Annotated in this window: 24 protein-coding genes; 8 read left to right on the plus strand and 16 right to left on the minus strand. The window is 46.9% G+C overall.

Annotation, left to right across the window (positions count from 1 at the left end; all coding sequences use genetic code 11):
- Positions 1-17: 17 nt before the first annotated feature.
- Positions 18-1,001, minus strand: coding sequence for a lytic murein transglycosylase (locus K0H61_RS09980; protein WP_220049027.1), 984 nt, complete (start codon positions 999-1,001; stop codon positions 18-20).
- Between the two features lie 29 nt (positions 1,002-1,030).
- On the minus strand, positions 1,031-1,309 hold the full coding sequence (locus tag K0H61_RS09985) for a YcgL domain-containing protein (RefSeq protein WP_220049028.1): 279 nt from the start codon (positions 1,307-1,309) through the stop codon (positions 1,031-1,033).
- Between the two features lie 123 nt (positions 1,310-1,432).
- Between K0H61_RS09985 and minC the strand changes: the two genes are divergently transcribed.
- From minC to minE, 3 genes are read left to right on the plus strand one after another with little or no spacing between them, the layout of a single operon-like run.
- Positions 1,433-2,122 carry a septum site-determining protein MinC gene (minC, locus tag K0H61_RS09990; protein WP_220049030.1) on the plus strand — a complete coding sequence of 230 codons (690 nt, stop codon included), beginning with the start codon at positions 1,433-1,435 and terminating at the stop codon, positions 2,120-2,122.
- Between the two features lie 26 nt (positions 2,123-2,148).
- Complete coding sequence (gene minD, locus K0H61_RS09995; protein ID WP_220049031.1) at positions 2,149-2,958, plus strand: septum site-determining protein MinD; 810 nt, start codon at positions 2,149-2,151, stop codon at positions 2,956-2,958.
- Positions 2,959-2,960: 2 nt separating this feature from the next.
- Entirely contained in the window at positions 2,961-3,218 is a 258-nt protein-coding gene (gene minE / locus K0H61_RS10000; protein ID WP_220049033.1) for a cell division topological specificity factor MinE, read from the plus strand.
- An 86-nt stretch (positions 3,219-3,304) separates the two neighbouring features.
- Here minE and rnd read toward each other — a convergent pair whose 3' ends face one another.
- The 8 genes from rnd to K0H61_RS10040 form a co-directional block, all read right to left on the minus strand.
- Complete coding sequence (rnd, locus tag K0H61_RS10005; RefSeq protein WP_220049034.1) at positions 3,305-4,414, minus strand: ribonuclease D; 1,110 nt, start codon at positions 4,412-4,414, stop codon at positions 3,305-3,307.
- A gap of 71 nt (positions 4,415-4,485) precedes the next feature.
- Entirely contained in the window at positions 4,486-6,159 is a 1,674-nt protein-coding gene (gene fadD, locus K0H61_RS10010) for a long-chain-fatty-acid--CoA ligase FadD (RefSeq protein ID WP_220049036.1), read from the minus strand.
- Positions 6,160-6,342: 183 nt separating this feature from the next.
- Positions 6,343-7,215, minus strand: coding sequence for an alpha/beta fold hydrolase (locus K0H61_RS10015; RefSeq protein WP_220049038.1), 873 nt, complete (start codon positions 7,213-7,215; stop codon positions 6,343-6,345).
- Between the two features lie 21 nt (positions 7,216-7,236).
- On the minus strand, positions 7,237-8,049 hold the full coding sequence (locus K0H61_RS10020) for a class I SAM-dependent methyltransferase (RefSeq protein ID WP_220049039.1): 813 nt from the start codon (positions 8,047-8,049) through the stop codon (positions 7,237-7,239).
- Positions 8,050-8,170: 121 nt separating this feature from the next.
- Complete coding sequence (locus K0H61_RS10025; RefSeq protein ID WP_220049041.1) at positions 8,171-8,896, minus strand: M50 family metallopeptidase; 726 nt, start codon at positions 8,894-8,896, stop codon at positions 8,171-8,173.
- On the minus strand, positions 8,889-9,212 hold the full coding sequence (locus K0H61_RS10030; RefSeq protein ID WP_220049042.1) for a hypothetical protein: 324 nt from the start codon (positions 9,210-9,212) through the stop codon (positions 8,889-8,891). Before K0H61_RS10030 ends, K0H61_RS10025 begins: the two co-directional genes overlap by 8 nt.
- Before the next feature lie 187 nt (positions 9,213-9,399).
- The gene (gene tsaB, locus K0H61_RS10035; RefSeq protein WP_220049043.1) at positions 9,400-10,110 is read right to left on the minus strand and encodes a tRNA (adenosine(37)-N6)-threonylcarbamoyltransferase complex dimerization subunit type 1 TsaB; all 711 of its coding nucleotides are present in this window, start codon (positions 10,108-10,110) and stop codon (positions 9,400-9,402) included.
- 247 nt (positions 10,111-10,357) lie between these two features.
- On the minus strand, positions 10,358-11,260 hold the full coding sequence (locus tag K0H61_RS10040; RefSeq protein WP_220049045.1) for a bifunctional methionine sulfoxide reductase B/A protein: 903 nt from the start codon (positions 11,258-11,260) through the stop codon (positions 10,358-10,360).
- Positions 11,261-11,710: 450 nt separating this feature from the next.
- On the opposite strand from K0H61_RS10040, the gene K0H61_RS10045 reads away from it, so the two are divergent.
- Both K0H61_RS10045 and ylqF read left to right on the plus strand, forming a co-directional pair.
- Positions 11,711-12,550, plus strand: coding sequence for a 2OG-Fe(II) oxygenase family protein (locus K0H61_RS10045; protein ID WP_220049047.1), 840 nt, complete (start codon positions 11,711-11,713; stop codon positions 12,548-12,550).
- Between the two features lie 125 nt (positions 12,551-12,675).
- Complete coding sequence (gene ylqF / locus K0H61_RS10050; protein ID WP_220049049.1) at positions 12,676-13,617, plus strand: ribosome biogenesis GTPase YlqF; 942 nt, start codon at positions 12,676-12,678, stop codon at positions 13,615-13,617.
- 255 nt (positions 13,618-13,872) lie between these two features.
- On the opposite strand, the gene K0H61_RS10055 is transcribed toward ylqF, so the two are convergent.
- Positions 13,873-14,286: an EAL domain-containing protein gene (locus K0H61_RS10055; RefSeq protein ID WP_220052622.1), complete on the minus strand. Its 414-nt coding sequence runs from the start codon at positions 14,284-14,286 to the stop codon at positions 13,873-13,875.
- Between the two features lie 361 nt (positions 14,287-14,647).
- On the opposite strand from K0H61_RS10055, the gene K0H61_RS10060 reads away from it, so the two are divergent.
- Both K0H61_RS10060 and K0H61_RS10065 read left to right on the plus strand, forming a co-directional pair.
- Complete coding sequence (locus tag K0H61_RS10060) at positions 14,648-15,253, plus strand: hypothetical protein (protein ID WP_220049050.1); 606 nt, start codon at positions 14,648-14,650, stop codon at positions 15,251-15,253.
- The gene (locus K0H61_RS10065; protein ID WP_220049052.1) at positions 15,253-17,874 is read left to right on the plus strand and encodes a WD40 repeat domain-containing protein; all 2,622 of its coding nucleotides are present in this window, start codon (positions 15,253-15,255) and stop codon (positions 17,872-17,874) included. Before K0H61_RS10060 ends, K0H61_RS10065 begins: the two co-directional genes overlap by 1 nt.
- Before the next feature lie 233 nt (positions 17,875-18,107).
- Here the strand turns inward: K0H61_RS10065 and K0H61_RS10070 are convergent, their stop codons facing one another.
- From K0H61_RS10070 to pdsO, 5 genes are all read right to left on the minus strand, one after another.
- Positions 18,108-18,368 (minus strand): hypothetical protein, encoded by a 261-nt coding sequence (locus tag K0H61_RS10070; RefSeq protein WP_220049054.1) that lies wholly within the window; start codon positions 18,366-18,368, stop codon positions 18,108-18,110.
- Positions 18,369-18,554: 186 nt separating this feature from the next.
- The gene (locus K0H61_RS17910) at positions 18,555-18,665 is read right to left on the minus strand and encodes a DUF817 family protein (RefSeq protein ID WP_220049055.1); all 111 of its coding nucleotides are present in this window, start codon (positions 18,663-18,665) and stop codon (positions 18,555-18,557) included.
- Between the two features lie 157 nt (positions 18,666-18,822).
- Positions 18,823-20,436 (minus strand): M28 family metallopeptidase, encoded by a 1,614-nt coding sequence (locus K0H61_RS10080; protein ID WP_220049057.1) that lies wholly within the window; start codon positions 20,434-20,436, stop codon positions 18,823-18,825.
- 193 nt (positions 20,437-20,629) lie between these two features.
- The gene (locus tag K0H61_RS10085) at positions 20,630-22,918 is read right to left on the minus strand and encodes a marine proteobacterial sortase target protein (protein WP_220049058.1); all 2,289 of its coding nucleotides are present in this window, start codon (positions 22,916-22,918) and stop codon (positions 20,630-20,632) included.
- 84 nt (positions 22,919-23,002) lie between these two features.
- A complete protein-coding gene (gene pdsO / locus K0H61_RS10090) occupies positions 23,003-23,758 on the minus strand; it encodes a sortase-associated OmpA-like protein PdsO (protein ID WP_220049060.1) in 756 nt (251 codons plus the stop codon).
- A 235-nt stretch (positions 23,759-23,993) separates the two neighbouring features.
- Between pdsO and pdsR the strand changes: the two genes are divergently transcribed.
- The gene (pdsR, locus tag K0H61_RS10095; protein WP_220049061.1) at positions 23,994-24,686 is read left to right on the plus strand and encodes a proteobacterial dedicated sortase system response regulator; all 693 of its coding nucleotides are present in this window, start codon (positions 23,994-23,996) and stop codon (positions 24,684-24,686) included.
- The last annotated feature ends 3 nt before the right edge of the window (positions 24,687-24,689 follow it).

Genomic DNA, 24,689 nt, shown 5'->3' on the forward strand with positions numbered 1-24,689 from the left:
GGCCATTTTACACGAATTTATGAGTTGTTTTTAATTCTCTCGGAAAAATGCACTAAGGAGATCCCAAAATAATCCGATGCTTGCCAATGCATCAATGCACGATAGTTACTATAAACCAGGTATTTTCGTCCTTTCACACCGTCGGGCATGATAAGCGATGCCTTAATATCGTCACGATTGGGCAAATCCGTATTATCAAATCGCCTGACACCAAGTTTCTGCCATTTTGCGAGGGATTGCGGCTTATCCAAGCCTACCAATCTAATATCAATTTTTGCGGGAACTTGTACTTGGCGCCCCCAAGTATCCTCGCCATTCCAGCCCTGTTGCTTGAGTAGATTAGCCGCCGAAGCGAAAGCATCGGCAGTGCTATGCCAGATATCGATTCGACCATCACCATCACCGTCTTGGGCGTAGGCAATAAAATCGCTCGGACTCAATTGGGTTTGCCCCATGGCACCATCCCCATTACTTTTGAGATCGTCAAATTTAGCTTGCTGTTTGTCCAAGATAGTCATTGCCGCTAAAAATTCCTTGCGATACAGGGCCTCATTCTCACCATTATAGGCCTGAGAAGCCGTGACAGACAGGACTGGATAATTACCGGATGATTCACCAAAGTTAGATACCAAGCCCCAAAGCGCGACAATAAAGCGGGGCTGAACCTGATATTTATCGGCAATTCGGTTGAGCAGCTGTTCGTTTTCCTTAAACAGTACCCGCGCGGTATCGACTTTCCAATCGGGAATGACTTGAGGCAGATAGGTTTCTAGGGTTTGGGAGGTAGCAGTGTCTTGGCTCGCATTCGCTTTACGAAAGCGTTTAATTTGCGGGATAGTCGCATCGAGGGTCTGTTGACTGATGCCCTGGGCTTGGGCATCGCGTTTTAACTGAAGCAGATAATCGTCAAAGCTAATCTCTTGCCCTTGAGCCGTAAGACTAAGTAAAGGCAACACGGTGAGGGTTAACGCATGAAAGCGTTTTTTGATTGTCTTTAACATCTAACTGTCCGTTGTTATGTTTAATTTCGCTAGTCTTTAATCCCAAGACTTTGTTTGTGCTCAGACAATAAGTTAACCTGCGGCGGCGGAATTTGTAAATAGTAGCCTTGGTCTTCTAATGCCGCTCTGACCTTTACAATATCGGCAATGCCCAAGGATTCCCTTTTAGCGATCGGAAATACCATCACTAATTGCGGTACGCCAAAAACCTGCATCAGCGCCTCTGGCACATCATCAAAGCAGTCTCGTTTGTTCACAAATAAATAGGTATCTGCCTTACGGCTACTTTTATATACGGCACATAGCATAAGAGTCTCAATATCCAATAGTTCAAACTTGCCAGTCAATGGTGCACACTATAACATGGACAACTAGTAATTAATTGTAAAAATCAGCGTACCGACTGATGATTGCTGGAGAATTATTCTGGGATGTCAAAACCGAGTTTAGAATTAAAAGGCGCTTCTTTTACTCTTTCAGTGCTTCATATTAATAGCAGCGATATTGATGCTGTGATAACCGAATTAGACAATAAACTCGCTCAAGCTCCACAATTTTTTCTGGGCGCGCCATTAGTCATTAATTTAAGCGCCATCACTGAACCTCAATTTAATTTACACGGACTCAAAGAATTATTGCAGTCGCGCCAACTGATTATTGTCGGCGTCACAGGTGCAAATAGCGAATTAACCGAAGAAGCTAAAAACCTCGGCCTTGCCATTGTTAAATCGGGTAAGCAAAGCATTGCAACTGCTCAAATTGTCGCCCCCGCACCAGCGCCAGTTCCTCGGCAAACTAAGGTACTTAAACAAAATATTCGCTCTGGCCAGCAGGTGTACGCTAAAAATGGCGATTTAATCATATTTGGTGCTGTTGGTAATGGCGCAGAAGTCATTGCCGATGGTAGCATTCATATTTATGGCGCATTACGGGGAAAAGCCATGGCTGGCGCTGCGGGAGATACCACCGCCGTCATCGTCGCCCATTCCCTTGAGGCCGAACTCGTGTCAATCGCGGGACAATATTGGCTTACGGAAAATCTACAACAACATAGCTCAGCGAAAAGCGGCTGCATTCGCCTCAATGGCGAGTCACTCATCGTTGAATCATTGCCCCTCTAATGGCGGAAAAAAGGATAGAGATAAACATGGCACAAATTATTGTTGTCACTTCAGGTAAAGGCGGTGTTGGTAAAACCACATCGAGCGCGGCCATTGCAACTGGACTCGCAATGCAAGGGCATAAAACTGTTGTTATCGATTTCGATATAGGTTTGCGTAACTTAGATTTAATCATGGGCTGTGAACGCCGCGTAGTGTACGACTTTGTCAATGTGATCAACGGTGAAGCCAACCTGAACCAAGCACTGATCAAAGATAAACGCTGCGATAAATTATTCGTGTTGCCCGCCTCTCAAACCCGCGACAAAGATGCACTCACTAAAGAAGGTGTGGGACGCGTACTCGAAGAATTAGGCAAAGATTTTGATTACATTCTATGTGACTCACCAGCAGGGATTGAGCAAGGCGCAATGATGGCACTGTATTTTGCCGATATAGCCATTGTAACGACTAACCCTGAGGTCAGTTCGGTCCGTGACTCTGACCGCATTCTGGGGATGTTACAAAGCCGCTCACGCCGCGCAGAACAAAATTTAGAACCCATCAAAGAATATTTACTGCTCACTCGTTACTCACCGAGTCGGGTGAAATCGGGCGAAATGTTAAGTGTTGATGATGTGCAAGAGATCTTAGCCATTGAATTATTGGGAGTTATCCCTGAGTCTCAATCGGTGCTCAAGGCGTCAAACTCAGGTGTTCCTGTGATTATCGATGAAGAGAGTGATGCTGGTGCTGCCTACAGTGATACTGTGGCGCGGTTACTGGGTAAAGAAGTACCAGTGCGTTTCATCACGGAAGAGAAGAAAGGTTTCTTACAACGAATATTTGGTAGCTAATTATGTCTTTACTCGACTATTTCAGAAGCAAGAAAAAGCCAAGCACAGCGGTAATGGCAAAAGAGCGCCTACAAATTATTGTGGCCCATCAACGTGGTCAGCGCGACACACCTGACTATTTCCCGATGATGAAGCAAGAAATCATCGCCGTTATTCGTAAGTATGTGCAGATTTCTGATGATCAGGTGTCTGTACAGTTAGATCAGAATGACGACAATCTGTCGGTACTCGAACTCAACGTCACCTTACCTGACCGCTAATTCGAGCTCCTTGGGAAGATTGTCGAGGCCTGCAGCGTCATTTCCTTTGAAATGACGCTCATTTTGTATTAGCTAAGACTGCTAAGTTAAAGTTCCAATTGCGCTAGCGCCTCGCCCGCTAACTGCGCCCGCCAGCCTGTCAGCACTGTCGGTAATTCCCCCTGCCCTTTATTCCAACGCCACTGCAAATATTCATGGATATGACGCTTAGAACCCAGCATTTCCATCGGCACAGTATGCTGCTCGCAAATCTCAGTTAAACAGGTTTTGATGGCTTTAAAGGCAGACTTATAGCCAGGTTTTAATGCGATGACATCGACCACCTCGGGTAAATTAACCAGATCGGCGCCCTGCATCACCTTTAAAATATCCTTCCCATGGATGCGTTTTTCCTGCTCGGTCAAATCATTAAGCTTTAACAATTCGCCCATGCTTTTGGGTTGCTTCTTGGCAAGTGCGATAAGACCATGATCCTTAATCACAAAACCTAACGCTAAGTCCCGAGCAAGGGCTTTTTCGAGCCGCCATTTGGCAAGTACCTTAAGGTACGCTAACTGCACTTCGGTGAGTTGAAAGGCGTTTTTCACTCTTAAGTAAGCAGTATCAAGATCAGGGGTTTCAAGACGCCCCACTGTCATCCGCTCGCCTTCTTCATAGAGCCAATTTAATCTGTTTTGCTCAACTAACTTAGTTTCGAGCTGAGGATACAATTGGTAAAGATAGAGTACATCGTTTGCCGCATAGTTTAGCTGTGCATCGGTCAGTGGACGACGCATCCAGTCGGTGCGAGATTCGCCCTTATCGATGACTTCGCCCAAACAGGTTTCAACTAATTTTGCATAGCCAACACCGTGTCCCATACCACAGATAGAGGCTGCTATTTGGCTATCAAATAAAGGTGTTGGCTGACAATTGCCGTAGTGGGCGAAGACCTCTAAATCTTCACTGCAGGAATGCACTAGCTTAATGATATTCGGATTGGTAAGTAGAGCCCAAAACGACGCTAAATTCGGGACAGCAACCGGATCGATTAACGCTAAGGTCTTACCATCATAGGCTTGGATCAGACCTAACTTGGCGTAGTAGGTACGGGTGCGAACAAACTCGGTATCTAATACCAGCAGTTGACTCTGTTGATATTGGGCAACAAGGGCATTGAGGCTCGCTTCGTCACTCACATATTGAAACACTGACAAATTCTTCTCCAGTTCCTGTCGGGCGATCACTATCACAAAAAACAAAAGCCGGCGCGTTGCCGGCTTCAATCTTATGCGCGTTTCACTTCGTCTCGAAGTTCTCTGCGCAGGATTTTACCCACGTTCGATTTAGGTAACTCATCCCTAAATTCTACCAGTTTAGGTACTTTATATCCCGTTAAATGCGCACGGCAATGTGTTATCACATCTTCTTCTGTTAAGGATTTATCTTTAGCCACCACAAAAACTTTAACGAGTTCACCACTGGCCTCATTTGGCACACCAACCGCTGCAACCTCAAGCACCTTAGGATGCAGGGCAACGACTTCTTCGACTTCGTTCGGGAATACGTTAAAGCCGGAAACTAAAATCATGTCTTTCTTACGGTCCACAATATAGAAGAAACCTTTTTCATCCATATACCCTATATCACCAGTGGCTAACCAACCATCCTTATCAATGACCTTGGCGGTTTCCTCAGGACGCTGCCAGTAACCCTTCATGATCTGTGGCCCTTTACCAAATAGCTCACCAGTTTCACCTTGGGGTAACACATTACCCTGATCGTCACGGATTTGGATCAGGGTCGAGGGCGCAGGTAAACCAATTGAGCCATTGTAACCATCGAGGTTATAGGGGCAGCAAGTTAACAGTGGCGAAGCTTCGGTTAAGCCGTAACCTTCGAGTAACTTTGTCTTAGTGATACTCTGCCATTTATCGGCGACTGCGCGTTGAACTGCCATACCGCCGCCAATCGCCAGCTTTAGACCGGAAAAATTCAACTGTGCAAAATCGGCACTATTGACGAGCGCATTGAACAGGGTATTTACCCCAGTCAGCGCCGTAAAAGGATACTTTTTCAGTTCGGCCACAAAGCCCGGAATATCACGCGGGTTGGTAATAAGCAGGTTTTGGCTGCCCTTATGTAAAAACAGTAAGCAGTTCACTGTCAACGCAAAAATGTGATAAAGCGGTAGCGCCGTCACCACCAATTCATTACCATCGCGAAGGGCCGGTGAATAGGCGCCACTTGCCTGCAGCACGTTTGCGACCACGTTACCATGGCTAAGCATCGCGCCTTTAGACACCCCTGTTGTACCGCCTGTATATTGCAGAAACGCCAAATCATCTTGAAGAATAGCGGGTTTAACATACTGCATACGACGCCCACGGGATAACGTCTCTCGCATCGATAAGGCTTGGGGTAAATCGTATTTCGGCACCAGCTTTTTAATGTACTTCACAACGAAGTTGACTAAGGTACGTTTAGGTGCACTAAGTTGATCCCCAAGACGGGTGATAATCACACTTTCAACTGGTGTTTGTTCAACGACTTCTTCAAGGGTGCGAGCAAAGTTAGAGACCACCACAATCGCCTTAGCACCCGAGTCAATCAGCTGGTGTTTGAGTTCGCGCGGGGTATAAAGCGGGTTGACGTTAACCACGACCATGCCCGCACGAAGGACACCGAAAAGTGCAATGGGATATTGCAGCAAGTTAGGCATCATTAAGGCGACACGGTCACCCTTTTGCAATTTTAATTCGTTTTGTAAATAGGCCGCAAAGGCACGGCTACGCTCTTCTAATTTACGATAGGTAAGCGTGGCGCCCATGTTGATAAAAGCAGGTTGATCCGCATATTTGGCCACCGCCGTTTCAAACATTTCGACGAGGGATGAAAATTGCTCCAAATTTATCTCAGCAGGCACATCTTTAGGTAATTGATTAATCCAAGGCTGATCCACAACGTTCTCCTAAAACCCACAACTGCGGAAACGGTATCCATTTTACCGTAGAACCCAAAAATACTGGGTTAAATACCGACTTACATTTTATTGTTATTGATAGCTTATATGACTCATACAAGCGTTTTAATTTTGAGCATCATCACATAAATAAAACAAAAATCCTAGCGAGATTTATCGTACTTAGTGCAATTGCTCTACAAATTTTCTAATGAGCTGAGCCACACCCTCGGCGTTGTCCATATGCACATGGTGATCGCCTTCAATAATATGCTCGACAAGGTGATGGAACCAGTTACGCGCCTTTGGTAAGGCCGTGCGTAACTGACTAAATCCTTGCTTACCACAAATCAGTAAAGTCTCGACAGCGACATCCTGCATTAAGGCATCCACCTGCGTAAAGGTGAGCCGCATCGGCGAATCGAGTTTTAACCTTGGGTCGCTACGCCAACGTATCCCCTGCTCGCTGGTTTGCAGATTGCGCTCAAGCAATAAGCGGCACCAATTCTCACCCATGCCCGTTAAATGGGCTCTAGCACGCACAGCGGTTTCGATAGTCTCGTAGCCTTTACTTGGCCTTTGCGCCGTTAACTGTTTACCGTGTTGATAAAAACTTTTCCGAAGGCGTGATTTAGCCTGTTCAGGAGCCTCAAACAGCGGACTTAATGCTTCAATCAAAATTAGGCGATTAACCTTTTCAGGAAAGGTCGCCGTATAAGCCGAAGCAATAATGCCTCCTAAGGAATGTCCAATAATCGCCACGGGGCGCTGTGGCAATATTGCCAACAGCGCATCTAAATCGTAAAGATAATCCACCCAATGCAGCGGGTAATGACCGGGTCTATGCTGCGAAAAACCATGGCCGGGCCAATCAATCGCCAGCAGTTGATATTCCGTAAGGTGCTCGGCTAATGGCTCAAAACTGTTGGCATTGTCTAACCAGCCATGCAGCGCAAGCAGCAGCGGTTTATCCTTCGTCCCCCAAATTCGGCCACTTAACTTGATATGGGGTAACACCAATTCGACTTGATTTTTGGGGGCGAAAGATTGCCACATATTGCCTCTATTGTCAGGTGATTAGCGGGACTTTTTGACAAATTTGAGCGTCATGCGATCACTCTCACCAATGGCTTGGTATTTTTCCTTGTCTGTGTCACCCATGGCAAAGGATGGCGGTAAGGTCCACACCCCTTTGGCATAATCCTTTGTATCCTTTGGATTGGCATTAACTTCAGAGGTGGCTTCTAGGGTGAAACCCACTTTTTGCGCTAAGGCGATGATCTCATCCTGCTCCATATAACCACTGCTTAGGTTCATACCCTTATTAGCGCGATGTTCGACAACCCCAAATACCCCGCCATCTTTCAGCACCTTATAAGATGCAGTAAAGACATTTTCGAGTTGATCGCTATTCGCCCAGTTGTGCAGGTTACGGAAGGTCAGCACGAGATCGGCACTGCCATCGTCACCCAGTGCAAGTTTATTTGGGGGATCAAGGGTAATCACCTTGGCTTTGCCAAAGGTTGCTGCATTTGCAGTCATCCAAGTTTCAAACTTAGTACCGGCATTGGCGCGATATTTATTGCCTGGGGTATCAGTTGCTGGGGAAGTTTCAAAACTCGCGGCAATATATTGCCCCTGGGCTGACAAATAGGGGGCTAGGATTTCAGTGTACCAACCATTTCCAGGCCAAAGCTCGACCACAGTTTGCTTAGGATTAATTCCGAAAAAGCTCAAGGTTTCTGCGGGATGACGGTAAGTATCTCGACTGACATTTTTTGCTTGGCGAAAATCACTTTTGATGGCGCTATTGAGCGCATCATCAGCAAAACTCACTCCAGAACAAAGTGAAGCGAGCAGCATACCTGCAACTAATGTGACTTTTTTCATTTTAATTCTCCTTGTATATCGATGGCTTAACTTAGCAGTCTAGGTTGAAAAAACCAACTATTACCAACAGCGTGATATTGGGTAAGTTGGCAACCGTTATAATGAATGATGGGGAAATTGACTACTTAATACTTGAGGATAATTGCGCTGCGGCAGAATCAATTCGCCGCCAAGCCAGTAGTAAGGCGCATGCACTCGATAGCAGCCAAATGCCCACCCAAACCCAAGCTGGGATCCATGATTGCTGGGATAATAAGTAACCATCGCCCTGCTGATCAGCCCCCAAAAGCGCAGTGGGACTCGTTAAAGCATTAAGCATGATCATTAAACCAATGATGCGTAGAAATTGAGTCAATATTTTGTTTTGACTTAATTTTAAAGGGAGCAACAGCACTATGGTCAGCATGGCCAGAATCGCCAATGTCAGTAAGTCACGCCCCCAAAACAGTGCGCTCAGCACCACCAGCCCCCCAAGAAAAGCAAAGCTAATCCGAATTCCCTTAGGCCAAGTCGCTAATAGGTAGATTAAATATCCCCAGCAGGCCGCACCAAAGTAACCCGCAAATCCAATGAATAAGGGTGCCCCACCCTGACTAAAGCAAAAACCCGCGCCATTGGGAAATAACTGAATATGACTGACGATGCCACCACTCAATACTGTAGCAATGGCATGGGAGAGTTCGTGAAAATAACTTTCAAGCCACTTGAAAGGTAAGCTGAGGTAAGGAATACGAGTGAGTAGAACCGCAAGTACAAATTCAATGATAAACAGGCCACGGCTAGGGAGGCCCGATACGGAGGAATTCAACGCTGTTGAATTTGCGGCCAGCAAATGACGATCAGGCATAGAGGTCCACGCCCACCATCTGCTGAATTTCCTCGCGTTTAGCGGCATGCTGGGTTTGCAGATAACGGGCGATAGCCCCTTGATTGGCTTGGGTTTGTTGCTCGTACTCTAAATGGGCACCTAGGCGATCTTTTAGATTGGCGGAGGGTTCCTCAACAAGCTCAATGACTTGATTAGATTTCTCTCGATACGCTTCCCCAATCCCTTGACCAGCAACAGCTTGGGTCGCAGATGTAGATCCCAAACCTTGAATAGCATTCGGACGATTGCTTGCAACCGCCTGAGTTAAACTAGTTTGTTGAATATTCACCTGCATCGAGATGCCTTTATGTCCATATCCTAGGAGTTGAATGAGCCTTTGTAGTTAAGTTATTCAAATCTAGAACACTTAATAGTGTTGGCGCAATTCGTTAAATGAGACCGTAAACTTTTTTGCAATTTAACCTAGTATACGGTTTACGACCTCATTTGATTCTAACTCAACGCCAGCATCTGTGAACAAATTATTCACGGCCCGGTAACTTTTTCCAGGTAACAGTATCGCGTAAATACACCGGCTCAAGCTCATCAACTGTGGTCGCAAGCCCCGCCATAATCCCCACTTGAGCCAGTTTTAGCATGGCTTTCGCGTCGGGGAAATTCACCTCGGCCAAACGGTTTACACCTTCACCCAAGGTTAACAACTCAGGATAGGCGTCAAAGCCTGTGCCACAACCCACGATAGGTTTAGCGGTATCAAGCTCGAGGGTAACTAAGCTTGGTGCACTCACCACTTCTTTCCCCACAAGGGTCGCAATCCCCTTAATGGCAATAAACTGCCCCCAATAAACCTCATCCATTCTCGCATCAATGCTACAAAGCACTTGTTCTGCTTGATGTTCATCGATGGCCATTTGCGCCATTGCTGCCAAAGTGGAAATACCAATAACAGGTAAATCTAACCCAAGCGCTAGGCCTTGAGTCATGCTAGTGCAAATACGAATACCGGTAAAACTTCCAGGGCCGCGGCCATAGGCTATGGCATCTAATTTATCTAAGCCAACATTGGCTTGCTTCATGACCGAGTCAACCATGGGCAGCAGACGCTGACTATGTTCGCGTGGCGCATCGGCAGATTCTGAGAAGACTTTACCTTGGTATAACAGCGCTGCAGAGCAGGCTTCGGTACAAGTGTCGAGGGCAAGAATACAAGTGGTGTCTTGAAGTGTTGTCATAATAAAACCAAGCATAGGGTCACCCCGAAAAAGCTAGCCAATTAAAGGCCGAACGGTGACCGTGGGTAAATGGACCAAATAATACCATCAAATAGTCGAAAACAAAGCATTGGGCCAATGAGATACTAAGCGAAATGTTGAACAAAAGACGAGGCAGAAGCTCAGCAATATAAGACCCTTTGTGCTGAAACTCGAAACATCGAACAAATGTCGGCTCGATGTTTCTCCACACTCACTTTAACTGTGCCTACTTTTGTAGTTCTGCGAACAAGGCGCGGATCTTCTCGACCTTTGGTCTCACCACAATTTGGCAATAGGGCTGTTCACCGTTCAGGGCAAAATAGTCGTTATGGTATGCCTCTGCAGGATAAAAGGATTCGAAGGCAACCACTTGGGTGACAATTGGAGCGTCAAATACCCGCGCTTGATTGAGTGTTTCAATCATCTTATTGGTCTGCTCTACCTGCTCAGCATCGTGGGCAAACACCACTGAGCGATACTGCGGCCCCTTATCATTTCCCTGACGATTTAACGTTGTGGGGTCATGGCTTTCAAACAGCACCTGCAAAAGTGTCGTAAAACTTATCACCTCTGGGTCAAACTCAATTTGCACAACCTCAGCGTGGCCTGTGCGCCCAGAACAGACGGAGCGATAATCCGCATCCTTAGCATCGCCTCCCGCATAACCCGAGGTGACTTTATTCACTCCTTTTAAGCTTTTAAATACCGCCTCAACACACCAAAAACAACCCGCGCCAAAGGTCGCAAGCCCAGTCGTGACAGGTTGATAATGTTCATCCAAGCTCTTAAAGGTTAACGACACTGAATTCACGCAGTGGCGGATGTTTTTCTCGGTTAAGTACTCACCCTCGAACACATGACCTAAGTGGCCACCACAACGACTACAAACAATTTCGACCCTGCGGCCATCGGCATCAATATGACGACTCACGGCGCCCTCAATTTCATCATCAAAGGCAGGCCAACCGCAGTGGGCATTAAATTTATCCTCCGAACGATATAGGGGGGCATCACACTTTTTACAGAAATAAACCCCTTTCGCGGTGTGATTGTAATACTCGCCGCTAAAGGGGCGTTCTGTGCCCTTTTCTTCAATCACATAGCGTTCAAAATCTGTCAGTTTTTTCATCTTGTTATCCCATTGACTGTTTTGTGCTAGGCAGTTTGTTTCCAGATGCCTATCTGGGGCTAAAGACCGCCCTTTCTATGTAAAAATTTCGCCGTTTTACCCTCGATAGCAGCCGCTTTACAACACGGAACCCCATCAAGGTTAAATGTCTATTTGCAAGCATAGTAGCGACTTTAGTGAATAATATCCGGCCTAGCCAGAGGAGTCTTTCATAAGTGAAGGAAAAAACAGCAATTACTTCGGCAACAATAACCCGAATGTTTGCACGTCATACAGCTCAAGGCTAAACTTGCATCGGGTCAAATCACTACCCAATTCCTGCTGTCTGATGCTTAAGCAACTAGGGCTAAAACATCAATAAGATGATGAGATAAACGGCAATGACCTTTTACCTTCATTTTGACAAGCACGGTGTTGGCGTTACAACGATGCATAACAAGTAGAAACGCGATGAAATTAGAAACCATTGATTACCGCGCCCCTGACAGCGCAAAACACTTTGTTGAATCCCTACGTGAAACCGGCTTTGGAGTGTTATCAAACCACCCTATTGATAAAGCGCTGGTCGAGACCATTTACGAAGAATGGCAAGCATTTTTTAACTCAGAAGAAAAAAACGCGTTCCTGTTTAACCGTGAAACCCACGATGGTTTCTTCCCTGCGTCGATTTCTGAAAAGGCCAAGGGCCATACGGTTAAGGACATTAAAGAGTACTACCACGTTTATCCTTGGGGCCGCATCCCAGATTCTTTACGTGCCAATATTCTTGCTTACTATAAAAATGCTAATGACCTAGCAACTGAACTTTTAGGTTGGATTGAAGCGCACTCCCCCGCTGAGGTTAAGGCTAAGTTCTCGATGCCATTGCCAGATATGATTGCCCAAAGCCAAAAAACCCTGCTGCGCATTTTGCACTATCCGCCAATGACGGGTAATGAAGAAATGGGGGCTATCCGCGCCGCGGCCCACGAAGACATTAACCTTATCACCATTCTACCTGCGGCCAATGAACCAGGTTTACAGGTTAAGGCAAAGGATGGTTCGTGGATTGATGTGCCTAGCGATTTTGGCAATATCATCATTAATATCGGCGATATGCTTCAGGAAGCATCGGGCGGTTATTTCCCATCGACCTCCCATCGAGTGATTAACCCAGAAGGAACGGATAAAACCAAATCTCGAATTTCACTGCCGTTATTCCTGCACGCTAATCCACCAGTGGTGCTGTCTGAACGTTACACCGCCGAAAGTTACCTGACGGAAAGATTGCGTGAGCTGGGTGTGCTTTAAGGCATCTCGCCTAAAAATCCATCAAAATACAGTGATTAAAGCGCCTTAAGGCGCTTTTTTTATGACATTCGCTATCATCGAGGTAGAATAACCCTCTTTTTAGTGATTCAGGACAAGGCGCTATCATGGCAATTCAATGGTATCCAGGGCATATGCACAAGGCACGCAAAGAGATCGAAGAGGCCATGCCTCAGGTCGATCTCGTTATCGAGGTGCTCGATGCGCGTATTCCCTACAGTAGTGAAAACCCGATGGTGTCTAAGCTACGTGGCGACAAACCTTGTATTAAGTTGTTGAATAAATCTGACTTAGCCGATCCTGAAATCACCGCCCAATGGATTGAATACCTCGAGCGCGAGCAAGGTGTTAAGGCCTCTGCAATCACGACGTTGCAACCGGGCATGCTAAAAATGCTGCCGGATCTGTGCCGTAAACTGGTACCGAGTCGCGATAAGGTAGAAAAGGACATTCGCACTATGATCATGGGCATTCCCAACGTAGGGAAATCAACCATCATTAATACTCTAGCGGGCCGTGTTATCGCTAAAACCGGTAACGAACCCGCCGTAACCAAAAGTCAGCAGCGCATCAACCTGCGTAACGGCATTGTGCTCTCCGACACCCCAGGGATTTTATGGCCGAAGGTTGATAACGAAGCCAGTAGCTATCGCTTAGCCATCACAGGCGCCATTAAAGACACGGCGATGGAATATGAAGACGTGGCCCTGTTCGCCGCAGGTTATTTCCTCAAGGCTTACCCAAAAGAGATTTGCGAGCGCTACAACATCAATGAATTACCTAGCGATGATATTACCCTGCTAGAAGAAATCGGCCGTAAACGTGGCGCCCTTCGCCCAGGTGGCCGCATTGATTTGCACAAAGCCTCAGAAGTGTTATTACACGACTACCGCGCAGGAAGAATCGGCTTATTATCCTTAGAAACCCCAGCGATGGCCGAAGTAGAAAAGGCCGAAGTTGAGCGAATTCTTGCTGAAAAGGCGGCGGAAAAAGCAGCAAAATTAGAAGCGGAAAAACTGAAACGCTCCGGTAAACGCCATAACGATTAATCGCGTTTCACACTCATTAAAAAGCCAGCAAGTAAGCTGGCTTTTACGTTTGCAGGTAAAATCGTTTTTTAGGCCTTTAATCCAACACGTGGTAACATCAATAGGATTGTATTTAGTCAGGTGCGTTATCGGCCAAACATCGAGTCCTATGGAGCCATTCCCTTAGTTGGCTGTCTGCCATAGGACGGGCAAACAAGTAGCCCTGCCCTTGCTGGCTGCCCACGTTGGCAAGTTTGATCTTTTGCTGCTCATTCTCTACACCCCAGCAATAACGTCGAGTTTTAGCTGCTTAGTCAACTCAATCATCATCTGCACAATCACAACATCATCGGTATTGGTCTCAATCTTTTCAACGAAGGATTTATCGATTTTCAGCCGATGAATGGGCAATTGATGAAGGGCACCTAAGGATGAATAACCGGTGCCAAAATCATCGATAGCAATCGCAACGCCAATGTTCCTTAACTGCAACAGCACCCGTTTCATAAATTCCACATCACTCAACGCCGTAGACTCGGTGACCTTAAGCTCTACAAATTTAGGCAGCAAATTATGTAAGTAGTGGCTTTGTTTGCTAAATCGGTGGAAAAAATGATGATGCCGATGATCAAGGCGCTGAATAAACTTACGGAGATTGGTAGAGTTAAAAGCGCTTACATCGAGTGATATCTAAACAATTAAGTGGTTTTTGTGCCGTCATTCGAATTGGGAAACAAAGCCGTGAAATTCAAAAAACCCTTTCTTTATATTAACAAAATAAAAACACAACTCACATCACTGTTAATTCTAACGTTTTAGTTACTATCACCTGCCACTAGGCAATTCAAACCGCAAATACTTTACAACACTCTGTTTTAATTAAACTTAATGTCATTATTTTGACAGGCGACAGCCATTTGCCTCGCCTTATTTTTTGCTACAAATTGCTACATGATTAAACTTCCATCGCCTTCGTTAATGAAACATTTTATTAACAGAGCCAAGAGTGGAACTCTGGCCAAAACAACAAATCATCAATGGAGAAAAACCAATGAGAAGGAAGTCATTCCTCAAAAAGGCATCGATTGCCTTAGCCGTTGCTGCGACTATGGCAATGGCCTTGCCAGCGAGCGCAATGAAACTTAAATCGTTAAATCTGCAAGAACTGACCGCTGAATCACAAAACATTATTGCCGGTGAAGTGGTTAAAGTGACCGATGGTTTTGATAACAATCGCCCTTACACTGAAGTCACCATTGCCGTAGGCCATGATGCCAAGGGCAAGTTAAAAGATGAATCCACCTACACTTTCCGCCAATTTGGTTTAATCAAACCACGCTCTATGGGTAATGGCAAAGTCTACTTAGGTGTCACGCCCGATGGTTTTGCCAAATGGCACGTAGGCGAAAACGTGGTGGCCTTTATGTATAAACCCGCATCGATCACGGGTTTTCAAACCACAGCCGGCATGGCCCAAGGTAAATTTGTGGTACGCGACGGCAAAGTGATGAACGAATTTGCCAACACAGGCCTGTTTGAAAATATCGATACCTCCGCTATCAGTGATGAAGAACGTAATATGCTGACCAATCCAGGTGGCGTAGACGTTAATATCTTTATGAATCTGGTCAACAAGATGGCTGGAGGCCAACAATAATGAGACTCACTAAACTTGCTGCCGGTATCGCTCTGGCAACCCTTTCGGCTAGTGCTGTAGCAGGCGGCCCACTGTATATCCTTGATAAAACCATGCAGCCTTACAAATGGGACACCAGCAAAGGTGCCATTCCCGTTTGGACCGACGGCGGCAAACTCATCCAAGACAAAGACGGCAATGAGGTTCAATCCTTTACCGTGCTAGAGAAAGGTACCAAGTATAACTTGGACATCACCTTGCCCGATGGCACAGTGCTCCCTAAAAATACCGCGCTGGATCGCGACTATACCTTCTTAACCATCGAGCAAGCCAACGCGATTACTGCTAAAGCCGTAGCGGAATGGTCAAACGTTGAGACATCGACTTTGGATATGGTGCTAGCAGGCACTATCGCCAGCCAAACGGGTATGGCCGATGTCAACGCATCAAACGTTGACCAAATCTATGGTGCAGAGAACGGCTATGGCTTTTGGGTTAACTACGATACCGATGGTTCCATTTTGGAAAACTACTTTGGTATTTCACGTAGCCAAGTGCTAGGTATCGCCTTCCCGGAATGGGCCGACGAAGAAACCGGTGAAATCCTCGAAGCAACCGCACTGATGAACGGTTGGTATGTCGATATTAACGATACCAAAGGCGAGATGGTGCAAGGGGTATTTACCCATGAGTTTGGCCATGCGCTGAACATGTCCCACTCACAGGCAAACGGCCACTTTACCTATGCGGCAACCAACGCCTATCGCCTATACGATGGTGTACCAGGTTGCCCAGGCACAACCGGTTATACCGGCCGTAACAGTATACCGGCCGATAGCATCGAAACCATGTACCCATTTATCAACGTACGTGGCAACGAAGGCCGTCAACAGGGCACTGTTAACGTACGCGACGATATCGTCAACATTTCTGACCTTTATCCAACAGCGGAATACAAAACTAACTACGGTACCATCAAGGGTAAACTCTTCACCAAAAATGGCGTTGAATATGCTGGCATGAACATGGTTGCCCGTAACTTGGATAACCCGCTGTACGATGTGATCACCCAACAAAGCGGTAACATGTCACAGGGTAGAATCGGTCTTGATGGTTCTTTCACTATCAATGGCTTAACACCTGGCGGCCGTTATGCCCTGTATATGGATCCGATTATTGCTGGCGGCTACCCTACCACGCCGACCGGTATTCTGTCTGAAAACGAATACTGGAACGAAGGTGAAAGTGCATCACCTGCAACGGATCATCACTGTGATATGACGCCAATCGTAGTGGCGGGTGGTGAAACCAAAGAAGTGGCCATGTATTTCAACGGTTATACCAATGGTATCCAATACACGCCGCTGGTTGGCGCATGGGTTAACGATTTTGCTAAAAACGGCAAAACTGCCTTTGGCGTTACCCATGGTGGCACACCATTCCTGTACAGCAGCATGCACAAGACCTTTGAAACCCTAACGTTTAATGGCTTTGCAGTGCTCAAGGCCACGACCGCTGCAATGAACAAGAATGCGACCAAAGCCGCGGTCATTGCCGATCTAGACCGTGATGGTATTGGTCAAGGTGCGGTCTGGGATATCCGTTCTAACAAGCTGACGGTGCTTAAAGATCCAAGCAACAATACCTGTGCAATCAGCTCTCAATCGGGTATTAGTTCACACTCCATTTGGGATATTGACGATTTAGGTCAAACCGTTGTCGGTAACTCTCGCAAACCAAGAGATGGCGGTAACGAGTGCGCCCCAGGTCAAGCTGCATATTCCTATGGCGTACCAACGATCTGGAATGCACAAACAGGTGAGCCAACGCTGTTAACCGATGGAATAGAATTTATCCAACGTCCTGGCAGTACCCTTATCGAAGCTTGGATTCATGGTAATCGTAAAGAAGCTTGGGTTCGCGCTGACAAAATTTCGGGTAACGGTCGAACTGTAACAGGTTCGGGTAACAACAACCTTACACAGCTCGCTTGGGTCGACGGTAAATTGAAGGATCTCTACGGAGAATATGGCGCTTTAAATTCGTCAGTGATTTCAAGCGATGGTAAATATGTCGCCTTCGGTGCGCAGGATGGTTTTGGCCGCCGCGCCTTTGGTAAAGGAGTACAAGTATGGAACGCCGATACCAATGAAATCACTCATCTCGGTGGCTTGCGTTGGTGTGATGATGTGCCTAACACCTATTGTTACTCACCTTATTACATGACCCACGATGAAATTGCCGAAACTTCTGGTCTGCCATTAAACATGGTATTAGATGCAAATGATGATCTTTCACTGATCACAGGTCGCATTCTGATCAATGGTACACCAGCGGGCTCAAGCATTTACATGAAAGGTCTCGGCTGGATGACGGGTCAAAGCTTCTTTGCTAAACAAGGTGTCGTTGAAGCGAAAAATGCGATGACCAATGGAATCCTAGGCGTCAGTGGCAACGGTTCTGAAATGATGGCGGGTATCGTTGGTCTTCCAACGCCGCTGACTATCGACATCAATGCCAACAAAGCGTTTGTGTGTAATAACGGTGTAGACCAAGAACTGGCCTTCCCGAAACAGGTCGTAGAGGCTGTTAAAGGCGGCGCCCAATTTGGCCGCTGTGCCCACGTAAACGATAGCTACTAATTGCTAAAACAAATAGGCTAATAAACCATTAGCCTTATCAGGCACATAGCGAGATACAAAATGGCCCTTCTGCTCTTTACGCACAGGGCCATTTTTATTTCTCGGTTTATCCTAGTCGCTTAAGCATTCAGTCTTCACCTTGTTAACCTATTTGAATTTATTCCACCGCTACCATTAAATTTGCATACCTTGTCAGTAGCCAGTTACCGTTGAGGTTTTGGCATATTGTCAGACTATGACCCGTGTGTTTGATAGAATTTGGAGCATTTGGCAACGTGATACTGAATTAAATGCGAGCGCATAAATACCCATTCACCTAAGACGTTAATTTCAATGATGTCGCTTAATAATGTAAGCAGAGGATCGCCCACGCCCTTAGATTGTTGCGATGCCTTTTCAAAATCGACTTTATTTTTCACCTGCCCCAGCAGCAAGAACACCGCATCCTCCGTCATCAATGAGATCAATGACATCAAGGTTTGAGTATGACCCACTTAGGTCGCTGGTAACCAAGTCGCCACCAGCTGGCGGATGTGAAGTTTATCCTTGCCCAGTATTACCCTCTCTTGTTAGCCACTCTGCTTAGTTTTAGTGGCTCAATCCTAGACAGCGACATGAATGAGCACCTTCACATGCATTAAATTCACTATGTTCATAAACGTCATAATGCATAGCAAAGGCTAGGAACTCCATTTGCCTACATGCACCACAGACCAAGGGCCTATTTGAATGGGGGATTGCCATATGCCAAAGCAAGAACTGATATTTTCTGCAAGCCGAAAAAATTCCAATCAACATAAAGGCGAGTTGTAACGGCATTTTACGCAAACGGTCGTGGGGCTAGACATTGGTGTAGACTAGGAAGGCAAACAAGGTCGCCACCAGATTGGGAAAAAGGGCGCTAAAGCGCCCTATTCAAAGTTTTATGCCACAGTTTGACTTACAGATTTAGTCGCGACCAGTCTGCTCACGTTTCGTTTTAAAGTCCGATGACTCCAACCAACGCGGCCAATCGGCCCCATTGGCCAGCGCCTTAAGCATACTCGCCATTAACGCCAAATCTTGGGTCACGCCACCTAAGGTCCAATTGGGGTCGTAATCATCGGCGCCTTGATGGTACTTATGAGCGATATAATCGGGATCCGTATCCCCTAAACTCATAAACAGCAAACCAGGCACGCCCTGCTGCGCCAATGCGAAATGATCCGATCTAAACATCAAACCGTTTTGTGGACGGGGATCGGCCTTAACAGTGCGCCCCTGTGCCTTGGCGGCCTTATCCAAATAAGCTTCAAGCTCACTTACGCCCTCACCGTAGCGCAGAATGTAATCTACACCTTGGTTCATATTCATGCCGTCGATATTTAAAAAGGCAACGATATCCTTAGTCGGTACAATTGGATGCTGGGCAAAATGCTGTGCACCAATCAGCCCTGTTTCCTCGGCGGTAAAGGAGCTAAATACGAGGGTACGCGCAAGCGGCGCTTTATCGGCCTGATGCTTAAAGTAACGAGCAAGGGCGAGTACCCCCGCCACACCACTGGCGTTATCCACGGCACCATTAATGATCACAGGCTTCCCCCCTTCCATCACTGTACCTAAGTGATCCCAATGGGCGTGCATCATTACCACTTCATCGGGATGGGTCTTACCCGGCAGAATCGCCGCCACATTATGGGACTGGGCACGTTCAATTTGATTTTGGAGGGTGAGCTGCGCCTTCAGGTTTAAGGGTATCGGTTTAAAGTGGGGTTTTGCGGCTTCACGCTTTAGCATGTCAAAGTCCATGCCCGCCTTTGCAAACAGCTTCTGCGCAACTTCATGTTGTACCCAACCCATTACACCCACTTGGCCTTGGTTATTATTGGCATCGACCAGAGTGAACTTAGTGCCGGTATTGGAATTTTGCACCACGTTCCAGCCGTAGGCCGCAGGCGCGGTTTCATGGACGATAAAGACGGCTTCGGCACCTTGGCGGGCAGCCTCTTCATATTTGTAGGTCCAGCGGCCATAGTAGGTCATGGCGTTACCTTTAAAGACCTTGGGATCCTGCGTTGCAAAGCCAGGGTCGTTCACCAAGACAATGACGGTTTTGCCCTTTACGTCTAGGCCTTGATAATCGTTCCAGCCGTATTCAGGGGCGTTAATGCCATAGCCAACAAAGATCACTTCACTGTTATCGAGTGTGACCTTTTCGCTGATGCGTTGGGTGCGAGCCGTAAATTCGCTGCCATTGGTAAAGTTGATCCCACCAATATTGAGCTGCATGTTTTGGTCAGCGGTGATTTTGGCAAGGGGAACGGGCTGTAAATAACTGTCACCAAAGGCAGGTTGCAAGCCCATTTCCCTAAAACTTTTTTCAAGGTAATTAATCGTTAACTGCTCACCCTCAGACAGCGGTGCGCGGCCACCGAAGGCGTCACTGGCCAAGGTTTGCACATCATTACGATACTGAGTTACATCAAAGCTGGTAGTAAAGGCGGATAGGCTATTGTCCATCGAGGCAAAGCTAGGTAAGGACACAAGGCCAGTTAGGGCAGCACCTAGGATGAAATGTTTCAAGACTTTCTCCCATGATTATCGTTTTTGGATGTAAAACAGGACTCTACCATAAGCTAGATTGCTTGTGAGTCCCATTTACAATTACTAACTAACCATTTGGTGCTAAGTGATATTCACGCTTTTGTGCCAACTTGTCCGTCATTTGCCCTGTGTCGATGTTTGAGTGGTGCATATAGTGAGGCCGTTAAACGTCTTAGCAAGTTTCAACACGCTGATTTTCAAAGGCTTGACGTTCAAAAGCCTGAGTGATTGAACGCTCTTGTCTTCTATGCCTTAACATTCTCCATCCCACAAACAACGCGGGGAGCAACGTAAAAAGCCCAAGCAAGAAGTCTAAGCGGCTCGATGTTGCCATTTGCAGAAAATGTCCAAAGGGTAACCAGCCTAGCGGCATGTGTTGCCTTACCACACTGTCGCGGCTGATCCCACTACTTGAGGCTGGACTCTCATCGATAGCTACTAGACGGGTATAGTCACTCACAAGATGGTAATTCATCGCAAGTGCAGTGATCTGCGCTTCAATTTGTGCATCGTTTGAACCATTTTTCGTCAATTCCATTGCCGCAATTTGGTTGCGCGCCCAAATCAAATCCAAGCCACGGCCTGAGTGAGCCGAACCCAAACTAGAGTTCCCATCACCATTATTCGATAACAACGACAAACTCTGTTGCCAATGCTTATGCCCTTGACGCCCCGAAATCACCACGGCGCGGGGATCCTTCCCATGGCGCTTTAAGCTAATCAGCACTGGCTCGGCGCGATATAAATCGGGAATTGGCGAAGGCCAAAAGTCAGGAATGGATCCGTCATCAAAACGCGCTTTAATATCGGTCAGGACGGGATATTGTATTTTGGTGAGGAGCTCGGTAACTTGCTGCTCTACCTCCTCAATATGCCCGATGGAGGTAAAAGTTCCACGCCCTATTTGCGCAATACGCTGCATAAAGTGCGAATTTGGCGCCGCACCAATGCCAACGGTATATAACCTTGATTCACCTAAATGCTGATGAATCAAATCGTACAGGGCCTCCTCATTCCCCACTGAGCCGTCGGTCATAAAAATCACCTGCCGCAGGGCGCTGCGATCGCCGCGTTTGTTTTTGGCCACTTTCGCCGTCAACGCCATTTCAAGGGCTGAGGCCATTTCAGTGCCACCGTCGGCGGTCAAACGATTGACAAATTGTTGCGCCTTATCAAGATTGGCCTTAGTGACCCTTAGTGGCGAATTGGCTAATGACGACACTTTAGAATTGAAGGCAATAATGTTAAATCTGTCCTCTTCATTCAAACTTCTTAGGGCATAGCGCAGGGCATTTTTTGCCTGAACAATCGGCTCACCCGCCATAGAACCCGAAGTGTCGATTACCAGAATAAGCTCGCGTGACAAAATGGCCTTTTCGTCGGCAATGGATTTTGGCGGCATTAACATTAGTAGACTGTAAGCATCGTCGTTGGCAACAGGAACACCACTTCCACCGGCAGTAAAATGGGTTTTACCATCTTGATTGAATACCCATGCGCGCGCTGTTTTACCCTGCTGCTGACGCCACTGCAACACAAAATCACGATTGGCCACCACCGGCTCTGCCAAGCTTACCGATACCGCATCCATCCCTTGTTCAAGGGTCACGCTATGGTACAAACTGACAATGGAGTCTGTGTCTATGCCCTCGGCAAAACTGACATTAATGTCAGCGAGTAATGGCACTTCTTGCTCAAAATTCCAGTCATGCAATGGCGCAACGATTCTTTCAAGATCGCGAATTTGCTGTGAAAAGGCCTCAGGCTCATCCTCCTGCCCTAACCCTTGGGCCATAAGACCCGGAATGTAACGGGGTGCCACGACGAGAGGAAAACGTAAACTGAATACCCCTTCATCATAGTGCAGGGTTTCTTGGTAACTTATCTCAACAATCAATTGTTCCTCAGGGGCTAGGCGGGTGATTTCAGTGGTAAACATATTGCCGTGTGATTGAGTATTTATATCCAACATGCTGGATTCATCTGACGCTGGTGCAAGGCTATTAGGCTGCTGCTTTGATTGAATTTTCCCTTCTACTGCACGCTGACCAATCTGCAGCTTTAAGGCGTCAACCTTAGCACCAGTGGGTAATGGGAACAGATATTGGCCACTCAACACATTGGTGGTTTGGTTACGAAAGGTCTGTTTCACACTCACCCTGTTAGTTAACCCCGAAATCTGCATCGACACATCAGTATCTAGGGGTAATGCTGGCATTGGATCGCCATTTGGCATTTGGTAAAGCATCATCCCTTGGGTAACATCATCTGCATTAAAGCTCGGTGTCACGTTTCGAGACTGACGATGATAAGCTGAAGCCATGTTTTCAGGCTCGGATAGCGTGCCCGCAGTGCTGGGAGATGCCATCACAGTCAAAGGTAAACACCAGCAGATAGCGGCGGCTACAACCAACGTGGTTAAAGAACAGGCCACTTCTTTTACCCTTTTCGCGGTATTCATGTATAACTCTCCCTGGGATTCATTCACGTTGTACTAACGGCTGTCACTAATTGGTCAAGCGTTACTTTTAGTTGTTATCACTGCTTACTCGTCAGCGATATTGGCCATTAAGGTTCGCTGTGGTTGCATCGTCAGCGTGACGCGACTATCAAAAAGCTCGGCTTCTAAATCGGCGTCAATATTAAGTGACTGCCGACTACCGAAGGCTTGGGTGGTAATGCGTTCGGGCGCAACGCCGTGTTTAACGAGATAGCCACGGACTTCAAGTAGACGCTGCTCCGACAGTGCTTGGTTATAATTGAGATCGCCGTGACGGTCGGTATAGCCCTTGATTTCTAGATTCGATGACGTGGCTTCACGTAATACCTTGGCGACCTTGTCCAGCTGAGGTAAAAATGCGGCGTCAAGCTCACAGGAATCCTGATGAAACAGCACATTCATGCCTAGGGCGAGCTCACTTAGTATCTGGTTCTGACTCAAGCTGTAACGTCCCGCTGAGATATCACTGCCCTGACGATTAAAAGCTAAAGACGTTAATTGCCCCTGCAATGGCACGGCATCATCTGACGCCTCGGCAACACTTTCAGTCAGGGTGATCCCAAGCACTGAACCTGTAAAACCACCAATAATGGCCCCCATCGGCCCGCCCACCATGGCCCCCACCACGGCTCCGCCCCCTAAACCTATCAATGGCATTGACTTAAAATGGGATTGGCTTTCAACGCGAGTTGATGAGTGATAAACATAATGGCCAGCGTCACTGTTTTGTTGATAGGCTGCCTGCACGACCGGTCCATTGACCAGGTTTAAGACCAGCAGATTGATCAGTGACTTCTTCATTAACGCATTCCTTGTGGATTCAATATGTTTGCCAGGCTTTATCAGCAAAATACGGGGGCAAATTAAGAGTGGGGTATTAAACACAAGTGCAATGGCATTAACGGGGAGGGATTATGGCAATACAGCTATGAATTGTGGCAACAATATGGCAATTAACCCACGGGACTTTAATCTGCAGTCAAATGCTGTATAGTTCACGCCCAACTTTAACTGACACCGATAGGAATATGGCTTGATGAAACGTATTGCCATTGTGGAAGATGAAGCGGCCATTCGCGAAAACTACAAGGATGTGTTGCAACAACACGGTTATAGCGTCCAAACCTACGCCGACCGCCCTTCTGCTATGCAAGCCTTCAACACGCGTTTGCCTGATTTAGCCATTATTGATATAGGGCTTGGCAATGAAATCGATGGCGGTTTTATGCTGTGCCAATCCCTGCGTGCGATGTCCAATACCCTGCCCATCATTTTCTTAACCGCGAGGGACAGTGACTTTGATACTGTCTGTGGTCTGCGCCTCGGTGCTGATGATTACCTAAGCAAGGAAGTCAGTTTCCCCCATTTAACGGCACGTTTAGCCGCTCTCTTTCGTCGCTCGGAATTAGCCATGAGCCAAACGCCGCAGGAAAATATGCTTGAGCGCGGCCCCTTGACCATTGATGCTAACCGTATGCAGGTCTATTGGGATAATCACCCTATAGAATTAACCGTAACCGAATTTTGGATGGTGCATGCCCTTGCTAAGCACCCAGGCCACGTACGTAGCCGCCACGAGCTGATGCAGGAAGCGAAGATTTTTGTCGACGACAGTACCATCACCTCGCACGTAAAGCGCATTCGTAAGAAGTTTATGGCCGTTGCCCCTGAATTCAATTGTATTGATACCGTCTATGGAATGGGCTATCGCTGGGATACGCTAGCATAATCA

This window comes from Shewanella acanthi (assembly GCF_019457475.1).
GTDB classification, from domain to species: domain Bacteria; phylum Pseudomonadota; class Gammaproteobacteria; order Enterobacterales; family Shewanellaceae; genus Shewanella; species Shewanella acanthi.